Raw genomic sequence first — 16,912 nt, 5'->3', positions numbered from 1 at the left:
ATATATAATAAGAATAGCATGCAAAAATAACGAAACAATCTATTCTATTTGACACACCTTTTAAAGTAGGTGTATCTTTATATAAGCTATTTTCGGTGTCGGGGGGATAAGCATTTGTTAACAACTTTGGATCATACAATAAGAGAAAAAATCATACATTCATTAGAAGAAGCAAGGCGAACGAATCAATCGGTAATCGTAAGTGCAGTAAAAGAAGTGGATGCAATCAACCCCCTCCATTTCTACACTTCTGGTGAAAGCTTAAGTTTAGGAGAGCGTTTCTTTTGGTCTACACCAAAAGAGAATTATACATTGGTTGGATTAGGAAATGAGCTTGTGCTCGAAAATAATAATCAATCATATGAACGATTTCAGAAAATCGAAACACAGTGGAAACAAATTACAAAGACTGTCATTTCTCATGAGCGGTTAATTGGTACTGGCCCATTACTATTTGGTGGCTTTTCATTTGATCCATTGAAAGAAAAAGGTCCGTTATGGAATTCGTTTTCAGAAGCCAAATTTGTGTTACCTACAAGAATGTTAACTGTAAAGGATAACAGAACGTTTTTAACGATCAATAAGCTTATTTCACCGAATGACCAACTAGAAGTATGTGTTAAGCATTTCGAAAAGTATACTGAACAGTTGAATGTCATTCCATTTCATATAGATTGTGAAAAAGGTAACGAATTCGCTTCAATCGAATTAAAAACAGCAGAGTGGGTTGAGGCAGTACAGCAAGCAACAGAGGATATTCGAGCAAATGAAATAGATAAGGTTGTATTAGCTCGAGAGGTCCATTTAGAATTCACGAATAATATTAATTCCTATGAAGTGATAGGACGTTTACAACTGGAACAGCCAACTAGTTTTGTCTTTTGCTTTGAGAATGGACTACAGCAATTTTTAGGTGCTACACCAGAGCGATTGGTGAAGAAAGAGGAGAACCAAGTTTTATCTACATGTTTAGCAGGATCAATTAATAGAGGTAGTACAAGCTACGAGGATAAATATTATGGTGAACAGTTATTAAGTGATGATAAAAATTTACATGAGCATTATATTGTTGTTAAGATGATTAAAGAAGCTTTGGAAAGCTGCTGTTATGATTTAAATGTTCCAGCAAATCCGCAAGTTTTGAAAACGAAAAATATCCAGCATTTATATACACCTGTTAGAGGGTTTGCTAAAGAAGGTCATTCCTTACTATCAATGGTAGCTAGATTACACCCAACACCTGCGTTAGGTGGATATCCGAAAGAAAAAGCACTAGAAAAAATAAGGGCTTTGGAGCCGATGCATCGCGGATGGTATGCTGCGCCAATTGGGTGGTTTGATCATGAGGATAATGGCGAATTTGTCGTCGCTATCCGGTCTGGATTAGTTGAAAAAAATCGAGCAGCATTATTTGCAGGTTGTGGAATTGTCAAGGATTCTCAACCTGAATCAGAATATCTCGAAACAAAAATGAAATTAAAGCCAATGTTATCTGCTTTAGGAGGGAAAGAGTATGATGGATGCTGATTCATTTACACGTTATGTTGCAAGCTTTGTAGAGGAGCTTGTCAGTTCTGGTGTAGAAAAAGTAGTCATAAGTCCTGGATCACGTTCAACTCCTTTAGCAATTTTAATGGCTGAGCATCCTAGTTTAACTTGTTATATAAATATTGATGAGAGATCAGCAGGCTTTTTTGCACTTGGTATTGCCAAGTCGCAAAATAAGCCTGTTGCATTGCTATGTACTTCTGGAACTGCTGCAGCAAATTATTATCCAGCCATTGTTGAAGCGCATTATGCAAGGGTTCCGTTAGTTGTACTAACAGCTGACCGCCCACATGAATTACGTGATGTAGGTGCACCACAGGCAATTGATCAATTGCACATGTACCGGAATTATGCAAAGTGGTTTGTCGATCTGGCATTACCAGAAGAAAACCAATCTATGTTTCGCTATGCGAAAACTATTGCAGCTAGAGCAGTTGGAACAGCAACAGCGAATCCAGCTGGTGTCGTTCATTTGAATTTTCCATTTAGAGAACCGTTAGTTCCAAATACAAGTCTTCCAGATTTATGGACGAAACTAGATAATCGCGGGACATATTTACATATGGCAAAATCTAATTCTCTTATTTCAAATGAAGAGCTGGATTCCATTTCTCATTTGTTAAATCGCCATTCAAATGGTGTCATTATTTGTGGAGAGCATGAAAATGACAATATCGCAAGTGAAATTCTAGCTCTAGCGAATCATTTGAAATTTCCTATATTAGCTGATCCACTCTCACAACTTCGGGCTGGAAAATTCAATCCTCATTTTGTGGTGGAAAGCTATGATTCTCTCTTAAGAGACAGTGAAATTCAGAAGGTACTGAAGCCTACGGTAGTCATTCGATTTGGAGCGATGCCAGTTTCAAAACCAATTATGCAAATGCTGAAAAATAACCCTGATATAACTCAAATTGTTGTTGATAATAGTGGTGTTTATCGCGACCCGACCTTAAATGCTTCATACTTTATTACATGTGATGAGGTAATCTTTTGTAATGAACTAATAAATAAAATTGAACAAAAGCCTATAAATGCTTACTATCAAGCATGGCATGAAGCTAATCATATATTTTGGAAGAGAATCGATGAAGAGCTACAACAAACAACAGAAATGTTTGAGGGAAAAGTTGTCAAAGAGCTACAGACTTACTTGCCGAGTGAAAGTAATCTAGTAGTTGGAAATAGTATGCCAATTCGCGATGTTGATACTTTTTTTGGACATACTGATAAGGACATTAAACTATTTGCTAATCGAGGTGCAAGTGGTATTGATGGTGTTGTGTCGACTGCGTTAGGTATTAGTGTTGAACAGACCAACCCAACTTATTTATTGATAGGTGATCTATCGTTCTACCATGATTTAAATGGGTTACTAGCAGCTAAAATGAATCAGCTTAATATTGTTATCTTATTAATTAATAATGATGGTGGTGGGATTTTTTCATTTTTGCCTCAATCAAAGGAAGAGAAACATTTTGAAACATTATATGGGACTCCAATAGGCTTAGACTTTTCTAAAGTAGTTAATATGTACCATGGCCACTACACAAAAACCGAGTCATGGGAGGATTTTCGTGTTTCTCTACTTGAAAGTCAAACAAAAAAAGGATTACAAGTGATAGAAATACCAACGGATCGATCGACTCGTGTCAAAGTTCATCGAGATTTGTTAGAAATTGTTTCCCGGGAAATAAGAAGTGTGTTGAAGAACTATGAAGGTTAGAGGTATTCATTATCATATCGAAGATTCACTATCAGATGGGGAACCGCTGATACTCATTCATGGTTTTACAGGCTCTTCAGAAAACTGGCAGTATATACTATCGTTTCTAACAGATTATAGAGTCATTAGAATTGATATGATTGGTCATGGTCTGACTGATAAGCCATATGATCCTTCAAGATATAAAGTGGAAGAAATCGTTGAGGATTTACGAGAAATAGTTATTCAATTAAAGCTTGAAAAAGTAAATATTCTTGGGTATTCAATGGGTGGAAGGATTGCCTTATCTTTTGCTGTTCTATATCCAAATTATGTTGAAAAACTTATTTTAGAAAGCAGCTCTCCAGGATTGAGAACAATGGAGGAGCGATTAATGAGGGTAAGAGCTGATGAAAATCTTGCAAATGAAATCATTTCCAATGGGATTGAAAGCTTTGTTAGGAAATGGGAGCAAATCCCTTTGTTTTCGTCACAACGTCGCTTACCGGAAGCTCAACAGCTATGGCTACGTGAGCAACGACATAAAAATAGCTCCATCGGCTTAGCTAATAGCTTAATCGGCACTGGAACTGGTGCACAGCCTACTTGGTGGAATAAGTTACAAACAGTAAAAGTGCCTACTCTTTTAATATGTGGACAATTAGATGAAAAGTTTTGTGGGATTGCCAAGGAGATGAATAAGCTTCTTCCAATTTCGACTTTAAAGGAAATAAACGATACAGGTCATGCAATTCATGTGGAACAACCGCGAATCTTTGGTAAAATAGTAAGTGAGTTTTTAAAAAACGAACAACATTAGGAGGCTTTTATATGGCAATTGAATGGGTTACTGAGCGTCAATATGAAGAAATCATTTATCAAACATATAATGGAATTGCAAAAATCTCAATTAACCGTCCACATGTACATAATGCATTTACTCCAAAGACAGTAATGGAATTAATTGATGCATTTGCATATGCACGTGATGATGCAAATATTGGTGTTATCATCTTAACTGGTGAAGGTGGAAAAGCATTCTGTTCTGGTGGGGACCAAAAGGTTCGAGGACATGGTGGATATGTTGGAGATGACCAAATTCCTCGCTTAAATGTTCTTGATTTACAGCGTTTAATTCGTGTAATACCGAAACCAGTTATTGCAATGGTTGCTGGATATGCAATCGGTGGTGGTCATGTATTACATATCGTTTGCGATTTAACAATTGCTGCGGACAATGCTATTTTTGGACAAACTGGTCCAAAAGTCGGAAGCTTTGATGCTGGATATGGTTCAGGCTATCTAGCACGTATTGTTGGACATAAGAAGGCTCGTGAAATTTGGTATCTTTGCCGACAATATAATGCCCAGGAAGCATTAGACATGGGATTAGTAAACACAGTTGTGCCTTTAGAACAGTTAGAAGAAGAAACTGTAAAATGGTGTGAAGAAATTCTTGAAAAGAGTCCAACTGCGATTCGCTTCTTAAAAGCTGCATTTAATGCTGACACAGATGGTCTTGCTGGAATCCAACAATTTGCTGGAGATGCAACATTGTTATATTACACAACAGATGAAGCGAAAGAAGGCCGAGATGCATTCAAGGAGAAACGTAACCCTGACTTTAAGCAGTTCCCTCGTTTCCCTTAATAGATGAAATTAAGAAAACATTCAGCTTGATGAGATTGATCATCAAGCTGTTTTTATCATCTAAAGGAATTTTTGTGGTGGTGAGATAAATGAATCAAGAAATGCCTAACTTGTTAAAGCAACGGGCAGAATTAACGCCAAAGCGTCTAGCTATTAAAGCAAATAATGAAGAAGTAACATTCGAACAGTTGTATAAAAGAGTTCAGCAGCGAGCTACTATTCTTTCAAAGCATGGGATAAGAGAAAACCAGCATATTGCGATTTTGATGAGGAATAGTGTGGAAATGATAGAAACGATTCATGCTGTTATTGCATTAGGTGCCGTGGCGGTAATGCTTAATGTTCGTCTTTCAGAGCAAGAGCTTGCTTGGCAAATTGATGATGTAGAAGCAGAATATATCATTTGTAACCGGGAATTTCAAAAGAATGTTAAAGTTTATAAGACAATTGTTTGTGAAGACTTATTTATTCATCATGTAGAAGAAATTTTACCTAGTCTTAGTCAAGTGAGTTTTTATCATGATAAAGTGGCAACAATTATGTATACTTCAGGAACAACAGGAAATCCAAAAGGTGTCATGCAAACGTATGGAAACCATTGGTCAAGTGCGATAAGCTCTGCATTAAATTTGGGTTTACAAGTGAATGATCGTTGGCTACTTTCTGTTCCCCTATTTCATATTAGTGGTTTATCAATATTAATGAGAAGTGTTATTTATGGAATTGGGGTTGTTTTGCATGAACGGTTTGATGCTGCCAAAATGAATCAGGCGATTATGCGTGATGGGGTTACGATTGTATCTGTTGTCACAACAATGTTAAAGCAAATGATCGAGCAATTAGAAAAAGAAAGATATCCAGAGAGTTTTCGTTGCATGCTTGTAGGTGGAGGTCCAGTACCAGAGAAATATTTACTGGAGTGTCAGGAAAAAGGGATACCAGTTTATCAATCATATGGGATGACAGAGACGGCTTCACAAGTTGTAACACTTACGCCAGAAGATAGCCTAGTGAAAATAGGCTCAGCAGGTAAACCTTTATTTTTAAATCAAATAAAAATCATGAAAAATGGCCAAGAATGTCAACCGAATGAAGAGGGGGAAATCTTTGTAAAGGGACCGACGATTACGAAAGGATATTGGAAGAAAGAGGAAGCAACAAATAAGGCAATAAAGAATGGGTGGTTACAAACAGGTGACCAAGGATATGTTGATGAAGATGGATTTTTATATGTGCTAGATCGCCGCTCAGACCTTATTATTTCGGGTGGAGAAAATGTATATCCCGCCCAAATCGAATCAGTTTTATTAACACATCCAAATATAAGTGACGCAGGCGTGATTGGTGTAAAGGATGAAAAATGGGGACAGTCCCCACATGCATTTGTCGTTTTAAAGGAAAGTGTGGAAATTGATGAGATTAGAGCCTTCTGTCAAGAAAAATTGGCAGCCTATAAGGTACCGAAGTATTATACAATTGTGGATGAGCTACCGAGAAATGCTTCAAATAAGCTGTTGCGACGAAAATTAAAAGATCTTATAAAGGATAATCATGATGTTGAAAATTAAACAAGTAACGTTACATCATATTACTCAACGATTAAAATCACCATTCTATTCAAGCATTGGCCATGTTATTGATAGAGAGAGCATTCTTGTTGAGTTGACAGATCAAGAGGGACAAACTGGATGGGGGGAAGTTGTTGCATTTTCAACTCCTTGGTATACCGAGGAAACGATTACGACAGCGTTTCATTTACTAAAGGATTTATTTATTCCGTTGATTCTGAATCAGTCTATTGCCCATCCTGAAGAGCTTCAACAGCTATTTTCCCCTTATAAACGTAACAATATGGCAAAAGCATCAATTGATGGAGCAATTTGGGATCTTTATGCCAAAAGGCAGAATGTTTCTTTATCACATGCATTAGGTGGTAAAAAGACGAAAATTGAATCAGGTGTTGTAATTGGTATGTCTTCGATTAAAGAAATGTCTGAGCAAATACGTTCCTATGTGGACGAAGGATATAAACGGTTTAAGGTAAAAATCTCCCCAAAGCAGGATATCTCAATTATTGAAGAAATTAGAAGGGATTTTCCAACACTCCCATTAATGGCTGATGCTAATTCATCGTACACTTTGGCCGATGTTCATCGTCTAAAAGAGCTTGACCAGTTTAATCTTATGATGATTGAACAGCCTTTAGCAGCAGATGATATTATTGATCATGCAAAGCTACAGGAAGCGATCAACACGCCGATTTGTTTAGATGAAAGTATTATAACTGTTGATGATGCGAGAAAAGCGATTGAGCTTGGCAGCTGTCAGATTATTAATATTAAAGCTGGACGTGTCGGTGGATTAACTGAATCTAAAAAAATACATGACCTTTGTTTTCAGCATAAAATTCCAGTTTGGTGTGGAGGAATGATCGAAACTGGAATATCACGTGCGCAAAATATTGCGCTCGCTTCATTACCTAATTTCTCAATTCCAGGTGATATTTCTTCATCTTCGAAATATTGGGAGGAAGATGTTGTTTCTCCTGAAATTAAAGCTGTATCCGGTGTGATTCCTGTTTCGCAAAAGCCAGGGTTAGGGTATGAAGTGAAAAGTGATATTATTAATAAAAATCGTCTGTCAAAGACAGTTATAAAAGCTTAACAGTTTGTAATAAGATAACGAATTTATAAAAGTAAAAGTCGTTTTTCATTAGTTGATAAGTCTGAGAAGTCTATATATATTGATTGAGAAAGACAAACTTTTTTTACTAATAGTAAAACGTTTCTCTTTCTGCTCATAATGAACCTAGCCAATTGGCTAGGTTTTTTTCGTATGTCTTTTTTGAATATGTCGAAATGAGATTCTTGACATTTGTGGTTTAATACATTAGTTTTGTACTAAGGAAACTTTTTTAGATAAAGAAATAAAATGTGATTTAAGTTAAAATAGTGGCACGAGACCTACATATACAACATACATTAAAGGTGTTACGATTCAATTCACTCTTAAAAGGTTTCTAAAAGGTATTTTCTGAAACGAATTGGAGGAGAAAAAATGAAAAAGTGGTTAGGAAGTGTAGTAGCATTTGTCATCGTTTTAATTATTGCTGGATGTGGAAACGAAAAGACGAATGGTGATAACAATAATAAAGAGACAATTCGAGTAACAACAACAACAGGTCAAGTAGCCGATCTTGTGAAAAATATTGGTGGAGATAAGGTCGAGGTTGTTTCTTTGATGGGTCCTGGAGTTGACCCACATCTTTATCAAGCATCACAAGGAGATATTAAAAAATTAGATCAGGCAGATATTATTTTTTATAATGGCCTTCATTTAGAAGGGAAAATGGATGAGATTTTCGAAAAAATGTCTGAGGATAAGGCTGTTATTGCTATCGCTGATTCGGTTCCTGAAGAAAAGCTGTTAAGTGCAGATGATGGTTCCGAGTCATATGACCCACATGTTTGGTTTGATATAGAAGCATGGATTTATGGTATTGAAGCAGTAAAACAAGAATTAATAAAGTTATCTCCAGAGCAGGAAGAGGTTTTTACTGAAAATGCTACATCATATAAAAAGGATTTAGAGGAAATGCATCAATATGCTATAGATCAAATTCAATCGATTCCAGCGGAAAGTCGGGTACTTGTGACAGCTCATGATGCATTTAAATATTTTGGCAATGCGTATGGTCTTGAAGTGATGGGATTACAAGGGTTAAGTACAGATTCTGAATATGGATTAAAGGATGTGCAATCTTTAGTAGATACGCTTGTCGAGCGAAATATTAAGGCTGTTTTTGTTGAAAGCAGTATTTCCGAGAAGTCTATAAACGCAGTTGTCGAAGGTGCTAAGGAAAAAAATCATCAAGTTGTAATTGGAGGCGAACTATTTTCAGATGCAATGGGAGAAGAGGGAACTGAAGAAGGAACATATATCGGAATGTTTAAGCACAATGTAGATACAATTGTTAACTCATTAAAATAAGGTGGTGTAAAAAATGGTACCTGTTCGAGTAGAAAATTTAACGATTGCCTACCATCAAAAGCCTGTATTACAGGAGGTTAGCTTTGAGGCTCCTCAAGGGAAATTAATCGGTATTGTTGGACCGAATGGTGCGGGGAAATCCACCTTGATAAAAGGGATATTAGGCTTGATCCCGATAGCTTCAGGTGAAGTCAGAATCTATGAAGAAATATACAAAAAACAACGAAAAAAGGTTGGGTATGTTCCACAGCGAGGAACTGTCGATTGGGATTTTCCGACAAATGCTCTAGATGTTGTTTTAATGGGCAGGTATGGGCATATAGGTTGGTTTAAAAGACCGAATAAAAAGGATCAGGACTTTGCAAAGGCTTGTCTCCAAAAGGTAGGAATGCTCGAATTTGCGAACAGACAAATTAGTGAACTATCAGGTGGACAGCAACAGCGAGTTTTTTTAGCTAGGGCGCTTGCACAGGAAGCAGATGTTTATTTTATGGATGAACCATTTGTTGGGGTTGATGCTGCAACAGAAAAAGCAATTATCGCTTTATTAAATGAATTAAAGGAAATGGGAAAAACCGTATTAGTCGTTCACCATGATTTGCAAACTGTTGAAGAATACTTTGATTGGGTATTGTTATTGAATATGAGAAAGATAGCTTTTGGTCCAACAAAATCTACCTTTACTATTGAAAACTTACAAAAAGCATATGGGGGAAGGCTTACTTTTCTTCAGGATCAATTGATATTGGGTAAATGAGGGTGAGGTCATGATTGAAAGTCTATTTCAACAATTACAAAATGCAAATACGCAATGGGTTTTAGTCGGAACGATACTTCTAAGCCTTGCAAGTGGTGTTGTTGGGAGCTTTACTTTATTACGAAGGCAAAGCTTAATTGGCGATGCGATGGCACATGCGGCATTGCCAGGTGTATGTATTGCATATTTACTATATGGGGAAAAATCATTGCTATGGTTTTTAGTCGGTGCTGCACTTGCCGCCTTATTGTCCTCTTTTATCATTCAATTTGTTATTCAACACTCGAGGATAAAGGAGGATTCAGCATTAGGAATTATCATCTCTGTTTTCTTTGGTTTAGGGATTGTTTTGCTTACGTATATTCAGCATAATGGTGCAGGAAATCAGAGTGGTTTAGATGATTTTATTTTCGGGAAGGCTGCATCGATGGTTGCAGGGGATGTTCAACTCATTACGATAATTGCCATCATTGTATTAGTCTTAATTGTGATTTTCTACAAGGAATTTAAACTTTTAACCTTTGACCCTCAATTTGCAAAAGGACTAGGTTTTCCAACGAAATTTCTCAATGGTTTGCTCTTAATGCTGATTGTTTGCTCTGTTGTAATTGGGCTACAAACGGTTGGAGTCGTTTTAATGGCAGCTATGCTTATCACTCCTGCTATTAGTGCCCGCTATTGGACAAATACACTTAGTCACATGATTATGATTTCTGGTGTTATTGGTGGTTTTTCTGGTGTATTAGGCACTTTACTAAGTACAATTATGAACGGAATGGCAACAGGACCATTAATTATTGTTGCTTCTACATGTATGTTTTTGTTTTCTTTAATTTTTGCCCCAAAACGTGGATTACTAGCGAAGGCAATGAAACAAATATCTATAAGAAAAAGAACAGCAGTCGAACATGTCCTTATAAGCTTTTATGAACTTGCTGAAAAAGGTGGTTATGATGGAGTAGAAGTGCAAGCTCTTCAAAGCAAACGGAAAATCTCTATAAAGCTTCTAAACTATGCTCTTAATTTCCTTCAAAAGAAAGGGTATATTCAACGAGAGTGTGAAGAAAAATGGTCGCTTTCTAATGAAGGGATAAAAGCAGCTTATAATATAGTAATAAATCAACGACTGTATGAAATGTACTTAATGTATGAGATGGATTTTGCCCAACTCGAGTTAAAAAATAAGGATGATCTACAGCTTCATTTAATGTCTAATGAGGTAAAGGGAAAGTTACTTTCTTTATTAAAGTTACATGATCGAACACCTTTATTACTCCCAGAATCCTCTAGTATAGACGAAGGGAGAAAGATTCATGACCTATGATTTATGGATTATAATTACAGGCTCTTTAGTAGCAGTTACATGCTCTATGGTAGGTTGCTTTTTAATTTTAAGAAAAATGGCTATGCTAGCAGATGCAATTTCACATACTGTACTATTAGGGATTGTTGGTGGCTATCTTGTTAGTAGAAGTTTAGAGGGCCCTTCGCTTTTAATAGGTGCAGTTGTTGTTGGCTTATTAACCGCACTTTTTGTTCAATTATTAAGCGGGAAAGGTGTTCAAGCAGATGCAGCAATAGGTGTTGTGTTTACTTTTCTCTTTGCAGTGGGGGTTATTCTTTTATCTGTATTTGCGGGGAATATACATCTTGATGTCGATCATGCTTTAATGGGTGAAATAACATTTATTCCGTGGGATACATTCGAATGGAATGGGATGGAGTTAGGTCCAAAAGCTGTTTGGTTATTGTTATTTGTCTTTCTTGTTAATTTGCTTATTATCAGCTTATGCTATAAGGAATTTAAAATAAGCTCATTTGACCCAGAAATGGCTGTGGCCATTGGAATTCCAGTCTTGCTCCTTCATTATTTGCAAATGGGAATGTTATCGATTACTACTGTCGCCTCTTTTGATAGTGTCGGTGCGATTTTAGTAGTGGCAATGCTTATCGTTCCAGCGTCTACAGCTTACTTATTAACAGATAAGCTGCTGTCAATGTTATTTATAAGTGCAAGCATTGGTGTCATCTCTGCCATTAGCGGATATTATCTAGCAACATTACTCAATGTATCGATTTCAGGTGCAATGGCCACCTTAACAGGAATACTATTTACCCTTGCCTTTTTATTCTCTCCAAAACACGGCTACCTTGCCAAAAAACGTGCACAACGAAATTTCGTAAAAAAAGCAGCAATTGATGGGGAAAACAATTAATTGATGGGGTCAGTCCCTAAGGGACTGACCCCATCAATTAAAATAGCATAAAAAATGAGTTTTACCATTACTTGGGGACAGTCCCTAAGTATAAAAAAATATTGTTAAATTGCTGTCTTCGAGATTTGGTTAGAGGCAATTATAGGGTTTTAGGGGACAGTCCCCAGGGGACAGTCCCCCCCTAAAACTATCTCTTCCTCTATTATTCCATTAGCCCATATTCAATCGCACGGTTTGCGATGAGATTGTCTACATCATATGGGAGGTCTTCTAATGAACCGAACTCATAGTCCCAGAGGTTTGTAAAAGAGTCGACGTATTTTGGAAATTCTTCTTCACTTGAATTTTTAATTTCATTTCGAAATGAATTGAGTAGACTATCTTTCACTTTGATTCCCCCTTTGTGATGGTTACTAGTAGTTTGTGAAAAAAATCATAAAATATGTAAATTAAGTTGAATAAAATGAAAATGATTATCAATAATAAAAAGGAACGAGTAGTTGCAGCTACTCGTTCTTAAATGAAGGGCAAGTTAGACGTCGGCAGGTTCAAAGGTTTTACAATCAGTTTCTTTGCTGCTCTCAGCTTGCTCCCCAGTATGGCTAACAACGTAAATCGCATCAGCTGAACACTTATTTCCCTTCGACCAATAATGACAATTGCTCACTTCACATAATACATCCTTTGCCATATTTGTACCCTCCTTAGTTTTTGAGATACAACATTAGTTATCTCCACCAAAAAACATTTCATACATGAGAAACTATGGCCTTGAAAGCCTATATTAAAAGGGAAATTATAAACAAACGGATTGACTTTTTTATGAGGGGAATTAATGTGAAGGAGTACTCTAATTAAGTCTATTTATGAAATACATAATGCTAATTTCCTTCTATCAACAAACTCCATATAATTTGTAATTCCAAAACTAAAGAATAATTAATATATTGTAATACAGCAAAAATGCCTGAACTACTAAGTCCAAGCATCTGTAATAAAAATGATTACGATTCATTTTGTTTTAAATACCGCTTATCCTTCATAAACAATTTCCAAAAATAAAAAAAGCCAGGGAAGAGAATGAGAAATCCAACAATATACGTCATGAATAATGCTCGGAATGTATTTGGATGTGTAAAGCCAGACTCAATTGTTACATCTGGATAAATCATATAAGGTAAGTGTGCTCTTCCATACACATAACTAGCTAATAAATATTGAATAGTAATCGCAATTACAGCTAACCTCGGTCGACCAATTCTCTTTTTATGCTTAGCTGATGGAATAAATAAGGCTAAACCTGCAATGAGATAAGCAATAACTGAACCGATTAAAATGGGAAGATCATTTAACATTTTAACGTATAACCAATTTGCTTCTACTCGTAATGTAAGCATAATTAAAATTCCCATAAGCAAGGAGATCGGTCCAGTAATTAAAGCATCACGCCTGTAAACTCGATAAGCTTCAGGTTCTTCTGCAACATTTGAATAATCAGCTAGCAATAAAGAGGAGAGAAATAACGTACTGCTGATTGCAAATCCGATAAACGCGTATATATTTGGACTTGTTAATAACACATCAAAACGAAGCTGGTGAACACCATTTACTTCTTCAATATAGCCTCCGTGTGTAATGGGAAGTACGAGCATTAATAAAGCGGGAATAATAAATCCAGAAATTCCTGAAACATAAGTTAGTGCCTTTACATAATCTTTTGCAACATGTGAAAAAACGAGAAAACCACTTCGCAGAGCTAATAAAATAAGAATTAAACTACCAGGAACGAGGAGGACAGTACCAAGAATAAAGGTTGCCCCAGGAAAAAAACTGACGAGAGCAATGACGATTGCTACAATAAAAACGTTTGTAACCTCCCAAGTTGGTGAGAGATAACGATTGGCAATATTCGTTGCTTTCGTCTTTTCTTTATTGATATATATCATTGACCAAAAGCCTGCACCAAAATCCATCGTGGCCATCACAGCGTAAATAAACACAAATCCCCAAAGGACGGTAATTGCGAGTAAAGAATCTGTTGTCATTGTTAAACACGCCTTTTCTATGAATTATACTTATTAAGTATTCAAATCAAGCTCATTTTCAACAGGATGTCTTTTGAAATAATATTTTAGAACGAGTAAAACAGCGATACCTAAAATAACATAAATCAAGGAAAAGAGTATAAACAGGGTGCCTATCTGTGTTGATCCTGTTACGACATCTTTCGTTGCTAATACTCTATAAATTACCCATGGCTGTCTACCAGTACAAGCAAATATCCAACCAAATTCAATCGATAAAAGCGACAATGGTCCAGCTATTACGAATGCATACATAAAGAGTTTAGGGAAACGAGGCTTCTTTAAAATTTTCTTCCAGAAAAAACCCGCAATTGATAAAAAGATTAAAAAGCTACCTATTAAAACCATTCCGTTAAAAAGGGTATGAATAAATAATGGTGGCCAATATTCCTCAGGAAAGTCATTTAAACCGATAACCTCTGTTTTAAAGCTATTGCCAGCTAAAAAGCTAAGGGCCCAAGGTATTTCAATAGCATATTTAATTTCTTGGGTTTCTTTGTCAGTAAAGCCACCAATCGCTAATGGTGCGTAGTCTTGAGTTTCAAATAAGCCTTCTGCTGCTGCTAGCTTTTCAGGCTGATATTCATGGAGCATTTGTGCCGATTCATGTCCGTTCAATGCTGTTAATAATGAAAATATCCCACCAATTACAAGGCTAAGCATTAATGCCTTTTTATGAAAAGAATAAACACGTTCATTTTTTCGGTTTTTTAACATTTTAAAAGCAGATATAGTACAAATCATAAATGCACCTGTCATATAAGCGGAAACAGCAACATGTGCTGCAGAAATAAAGAAACTCGGATTAAAAAACGCAGCCCATGGATCTGTATCAACGATTTCACCATTTTCGATACGAAAGCCTGCAGGTGTTCCTTCAAAGGCATGGACATTTGTAATAAGTACCGCAGATGCACTTGCACCAAGAAGAACGAGGAAAACACTGAAAATCCTCATTTTAGGAGAAATACGGTCCGCAGCATATACATAGATGGACATAAACAATGCCTCTACAAAAAACGCGTAAATTTCAATTTGAAATGGTAAGGCCATGACCTTGCCGATAACCTCCATAAATCCAGGCCATAATAAAGCAAGTTGAACCCCAGCAATCGTACCTGTTGGAATAGCTACTCCTAGTAGTACGGCTTGTCCCTTTGTCCACCGCCTTGCCATAATTGCATAATCCGGATCCTTTGTTTTTTGAAAAAGTATCTCTGCACATAAAATCATTAATGGTATTCCTACTCCTAAGGTTGCAAAGATAATATGAAATCCCATTGTTGTTCCGAACAAGGAGCGGGCAATAACTAAATCATCCATTTTAATCCGCCTTTCTCTACCTTTCTTGGCATAATCAACCATAGTGTCCACTATTTCCTATTAATTATTCTTTTTCTAGGAAAGGAAAGAGCTTTTCTTTTTTTATGTGTAAAATTATGGAGTTCGTGACTGCAAAAAAATTATGAGGTCGATATTCTGAATTATTTAGTTGCTACATTAAGAAATGTAAAAAGTGGAGTTACGGAAGAGGGGGGACTAGATGCATTAGAACGAATAGAAGAGATGTATTCATGTTTTTTAGCAAAAGAAAAGAGCGTTACGAGTAACGCTCTTTGTTCAATATTATTCAGATAATGCTTTTTTTAATGTTTCGATGTTTCTTTCCATAATGCTAAAGTAATCCTCATTATTTTCTCGGTCTTCCTCTGAAATTGTTTCTAGGTTGCTTAACGTAAGTGCTTCTGCTTGAATTTCAGATTGGACGATATCTGCTATTTTACTGCTCACATTTGTTTCAAAAATAACATATTTTAAATCATGCTCTTTTGCTGTTTCAATGATTGTCTGGAGCTGTTTCTGTGAAGGCTCTTCAGTAGGAGAAAGACCTAGAACACTAATTTGTTCAATTCCGTATCTTTCCTGCCAATAGCCATAAGCTGCATGGGAAACAAGAATTTCCTTTTTTGCAGATTCATTGACTAATGCTGTAAATGATTGATCCAATTCTTCTAATTGGGTTTTTACTTTTTCAAAATTTGCTTCAAATGTATCTTTTTCTTCAGGCTTTAACTCAATTAGAGCATCCTTGATATTTTCCGCAATTGTGATAGAACGGATAGGATCGATCCAAACATGTGGGTCTTCATCACCGTGATTATGTCCTGCATGAGACTCTTCCTCGCTATGCTCCTCAGCGCTATGCTCTTCAGCACTATGCTCTTCAGCACTATGCTCTTCAGCACTATGCTCTTCAGCACTATGTTCATCGGTACTATGCTCATCTTCGCTATGTTCCTCTTCTGAATGTGCTAGAAGTTCAATACCCTCACCAGCATTAATAAATGCAACATCTTCGGACTTTAACGATTCTTGAATTTTATCAGCAAAGCTTTCAATGCCAACACCTGAATAAATAAATCCATCAGAATCAGCAATGCTTACCATCGTCTTTGTAGTTGGTTCATATGTATGCGCATCAGCACCTGAAGGCAAAATACTTTCTACATCAACGAGGTCTCCGCCAATTTTTTTTGTGAAATCCTCTAATGGAAAGACTGTAGTATATATTTTAAGTTTATTGCCTGTTTCCCCATTGTTTTTTGTATCAGAGGTGGTGTTGTCACCACTACAAGCAACCAAAGTAAAAATTAGAATTGATAGTAAAAATAATAAGAGTGTATGTTTCTTCATATTGGTCTCCTTTCTGTAAATCAACATCATTACGATTAAGCCCTACCTATTATATCTTAATGATTCCGATTTGAGAACAAGTTTTTTTTATTTGCATCGTTTTTTCGTTAGTTATTGATTTAAAATTGAATAATTGTCAGTAAATAGTATATCCCTTTTCAAAAAATTCATTGTATAGAAACATTCCGACAAAATGAAATAGTAATCATTTCGATTTGTATACTACACTATTAATAGTTAATGATCAAGAATTATGATATATTTATAT

15 protein-coding genes are annotated in these 16,912 nt (G+C 36.2%); 10 read left to right on the top strand and 5 right to left on the bottom strand.

Annotated features, from left to right (window positions below; genetic code table 11):
* Window positions 1–114 precede the first annotated feature (114 nt).
* The 10 genes from HU235_RS10670 to HU235_RS10625 all read left to right on the top strand — a co-directional run bounded on the left by HU235_RS10670 (window position 115) and on the right by HU235_RS10625 (window position 11,866).
* The gene (locus HU235_RS10670; RefSeq protein ID WP_095302431.1) at window positions 115–1,527 is read left to right on the top strand and encodes an isochorismate synthase; all 1,413 of its coding nucleotides are present in this window, start codon (window positions 115–117) and stop codon (window positions 1,525–1,527) included.
* Window positions 1,514–3,274, top strand: coding sequence for a 2-succinyl-5-enolpyruvyl-6-hydroxy-3-cyclohexene-1-carboxylic-acid synthase (menD, locus tag HU235_RS10665; protein WP_174880216.1), 1,761 nt, complete (start codon window positions 1,514–1,516; stop codon window positions 3,272–3,274). Before HU235_RS10670 ends, menD begins: the two co-directional genes overlap by 14 nt.
* On the top strand, window positions 3,264–4,073 hold the full coding sequence (menH, locus tag HU235_RS10660) for a 2-succinyl-6-hydroxy-2,4-cyclohexadiene-1-carboxylate synthase (RefSeq protein ID WP_174880215.1): 810 nt from the start codon (window positions 3,264–3,266) through the stop codon (window positions 4,071–4,073). Before menD ends, menH begins: the two co-directional genes overlap by 11 nt.
* Window positions 4,074–4,084: 11 nt before the next feature.
* Window positions 4,085–4,903, top strand: a complete 819-nt coding sequence (gene menB / locus HU235_RS10655; protein ID WP_095302428.1) for a 1,4-dihydroxy-2-naphthoyl-CoA synthase — start codon at window positions 4,085–4,087, stop codon at window positions 4,901–4,903.
* Between the two features lie 89 nt (window positions 4,904–4,992).
* Entirely contained in the window at window positions 4,993–6,471 is a 1,479-nt protein-coding gene (locus HU235_RS10650) for an o-succinylbenzoate--CoA ligase (RefSeq protein ID WP_174880214.1), read from the top strand.
* Complete coding sequence (menC, locus tag HU235_RS10645) at window positions 6,458–7,567, top strand: o-succinylbenzoate synthase (RefSeq protein WP_174880213.1); 1,110 nt, start codon at window positions 6,458–6,460, stop codon at window positions 7,565–7,567. Before HU235_RS10650 ends, menC begins: the two co-directional genes overlap by 14 nt.
* Window positions 7,568–7,960: 393 nt before the next feature.
* Window positions 7,961–8,893: a metal ABC transporter solute-binding protein, Zn/Mn family gene (locus HU235_RS10640; protein WP_145581767.1), complete on the top strand. Its 933-nt coding sequence runs from the start codon at window positions 7,961–7,963 to the stop codon at window positions 8,891–8,893.
* A gap of 13 nt (window positions 8,894–8,906) precedes the next feature.
* Window positions 8,907–9,650, top strand: coding sequence for a metal ABC transporter ATP-binding protein (locus HU235_RS10635; protein ID WP_095302424.1), 744 nt, complete (start codon window positions 8,907–8,909; stop codon window positions 9,648–9,650).
* Window positions 9,651–9,660: 10 nt separating this feature from the next.
* Entirely contained in the window at window positions 9,661–10,974 is a 1,314-nt protein-coding gene (locus HU235_RS10630; RefSeq protein WP_145581766.1) for a metal ABC transporter permease, read from the top strand.
* Window positions 10,964–11,866 carry a metal ABC transporter permease gene (locus tag HU235_RS10625; RefSeq protein ID WP_145581765.1) on the top strand — a complete coding sequence of 301 codons (903 nt, stop codon included), beginning with the start codon at window positions 10,964–10,966 and terminating at the stop codon, window positions 11,864–11,866. Before HU235_RS10630 ends, HU235_RS10625 begins: the two co-directional genes overlap by 11 nt.
* Before the next feature lie 202 nt (window positions 11,867–12,068).
* Here HU235_RS10625 and HU235_RS10620 read toward each other — a convergent pair whose 3' ends face one another.
* From HU235_RS10620 to HU235_RS10600, 5 genes are all read right to left on the bottom strand, one after another.
* A complete protein-coding gene (locus HU235_RS10620; protein ID WP_233452195.1) occupies window positions 12,069–12,254 on the bottom strand; it encodes a hypothetical protein in 186 nt (61 codons plus the stop codon).
* A gap of 144 nt (window positions 12,255–12,398) precedes the next feature.
* A complete protein-coding gene (locus HU235_RS10615) occupies window positions 12,399–12,557 on the bottom strand; it encodes a DUF1540 domain-containing protein (protein WP_145581763.1) in 159 nt (52 codons plus the stop codon).
* A 313-nt stretch (window positions 12,558–12,870) separates the two neighbouring features.
* Entirely contained in the window at window positions 12,871–13,911 is a 1,041-nt protein-coding gene (locus tag HU235_RS10610) for a cytochrome d ubiquinol oxidase subunit II (RefSeq protein WP_174880212.1), read from the bottom strand.
* Window positions 13,912–13,944: 33 nt separating this feature from the next.
* A complete protein-coding gene (locus HU235_RS10605) occupies window positions 13,945–15,273 on the bottom strand; it encodes a cytochrome ubiquinol oxidase subunit I (RefSeq protein ID WP_095302418.1) in 1,329 nt (442 codons plus the stop codon).
* A gap of 303 nt (window positions 15,274–15,576) precedes the next feature.
* A complete protein-coding gene (locus tag HU235_RS10600) occupies window positions 15,577–16,644 on the bottom strand; it encodes a metal ABC transporter solute-binding protein, Zn/Mn family (protein WP_174880211.1) in 1,068 nt (355 codons plus the stop codon).
* Window positions 16,645–16,912 lie beyond the last annotated feature (268 nt).

Source organism: Metabacillus niabensis, from assembly GCF_902829255.1.
Taxonomy (GTDB): Bacteria; Bacillota; Bacilli; order Bacillales; family Bacillaceae; genus Metabacillus; species Metabacillus niabensis.
Note: the sequence above shows the minus strand (reverse complement) of the source record. Positions and strands in the feature narration are given on the sequence as shown.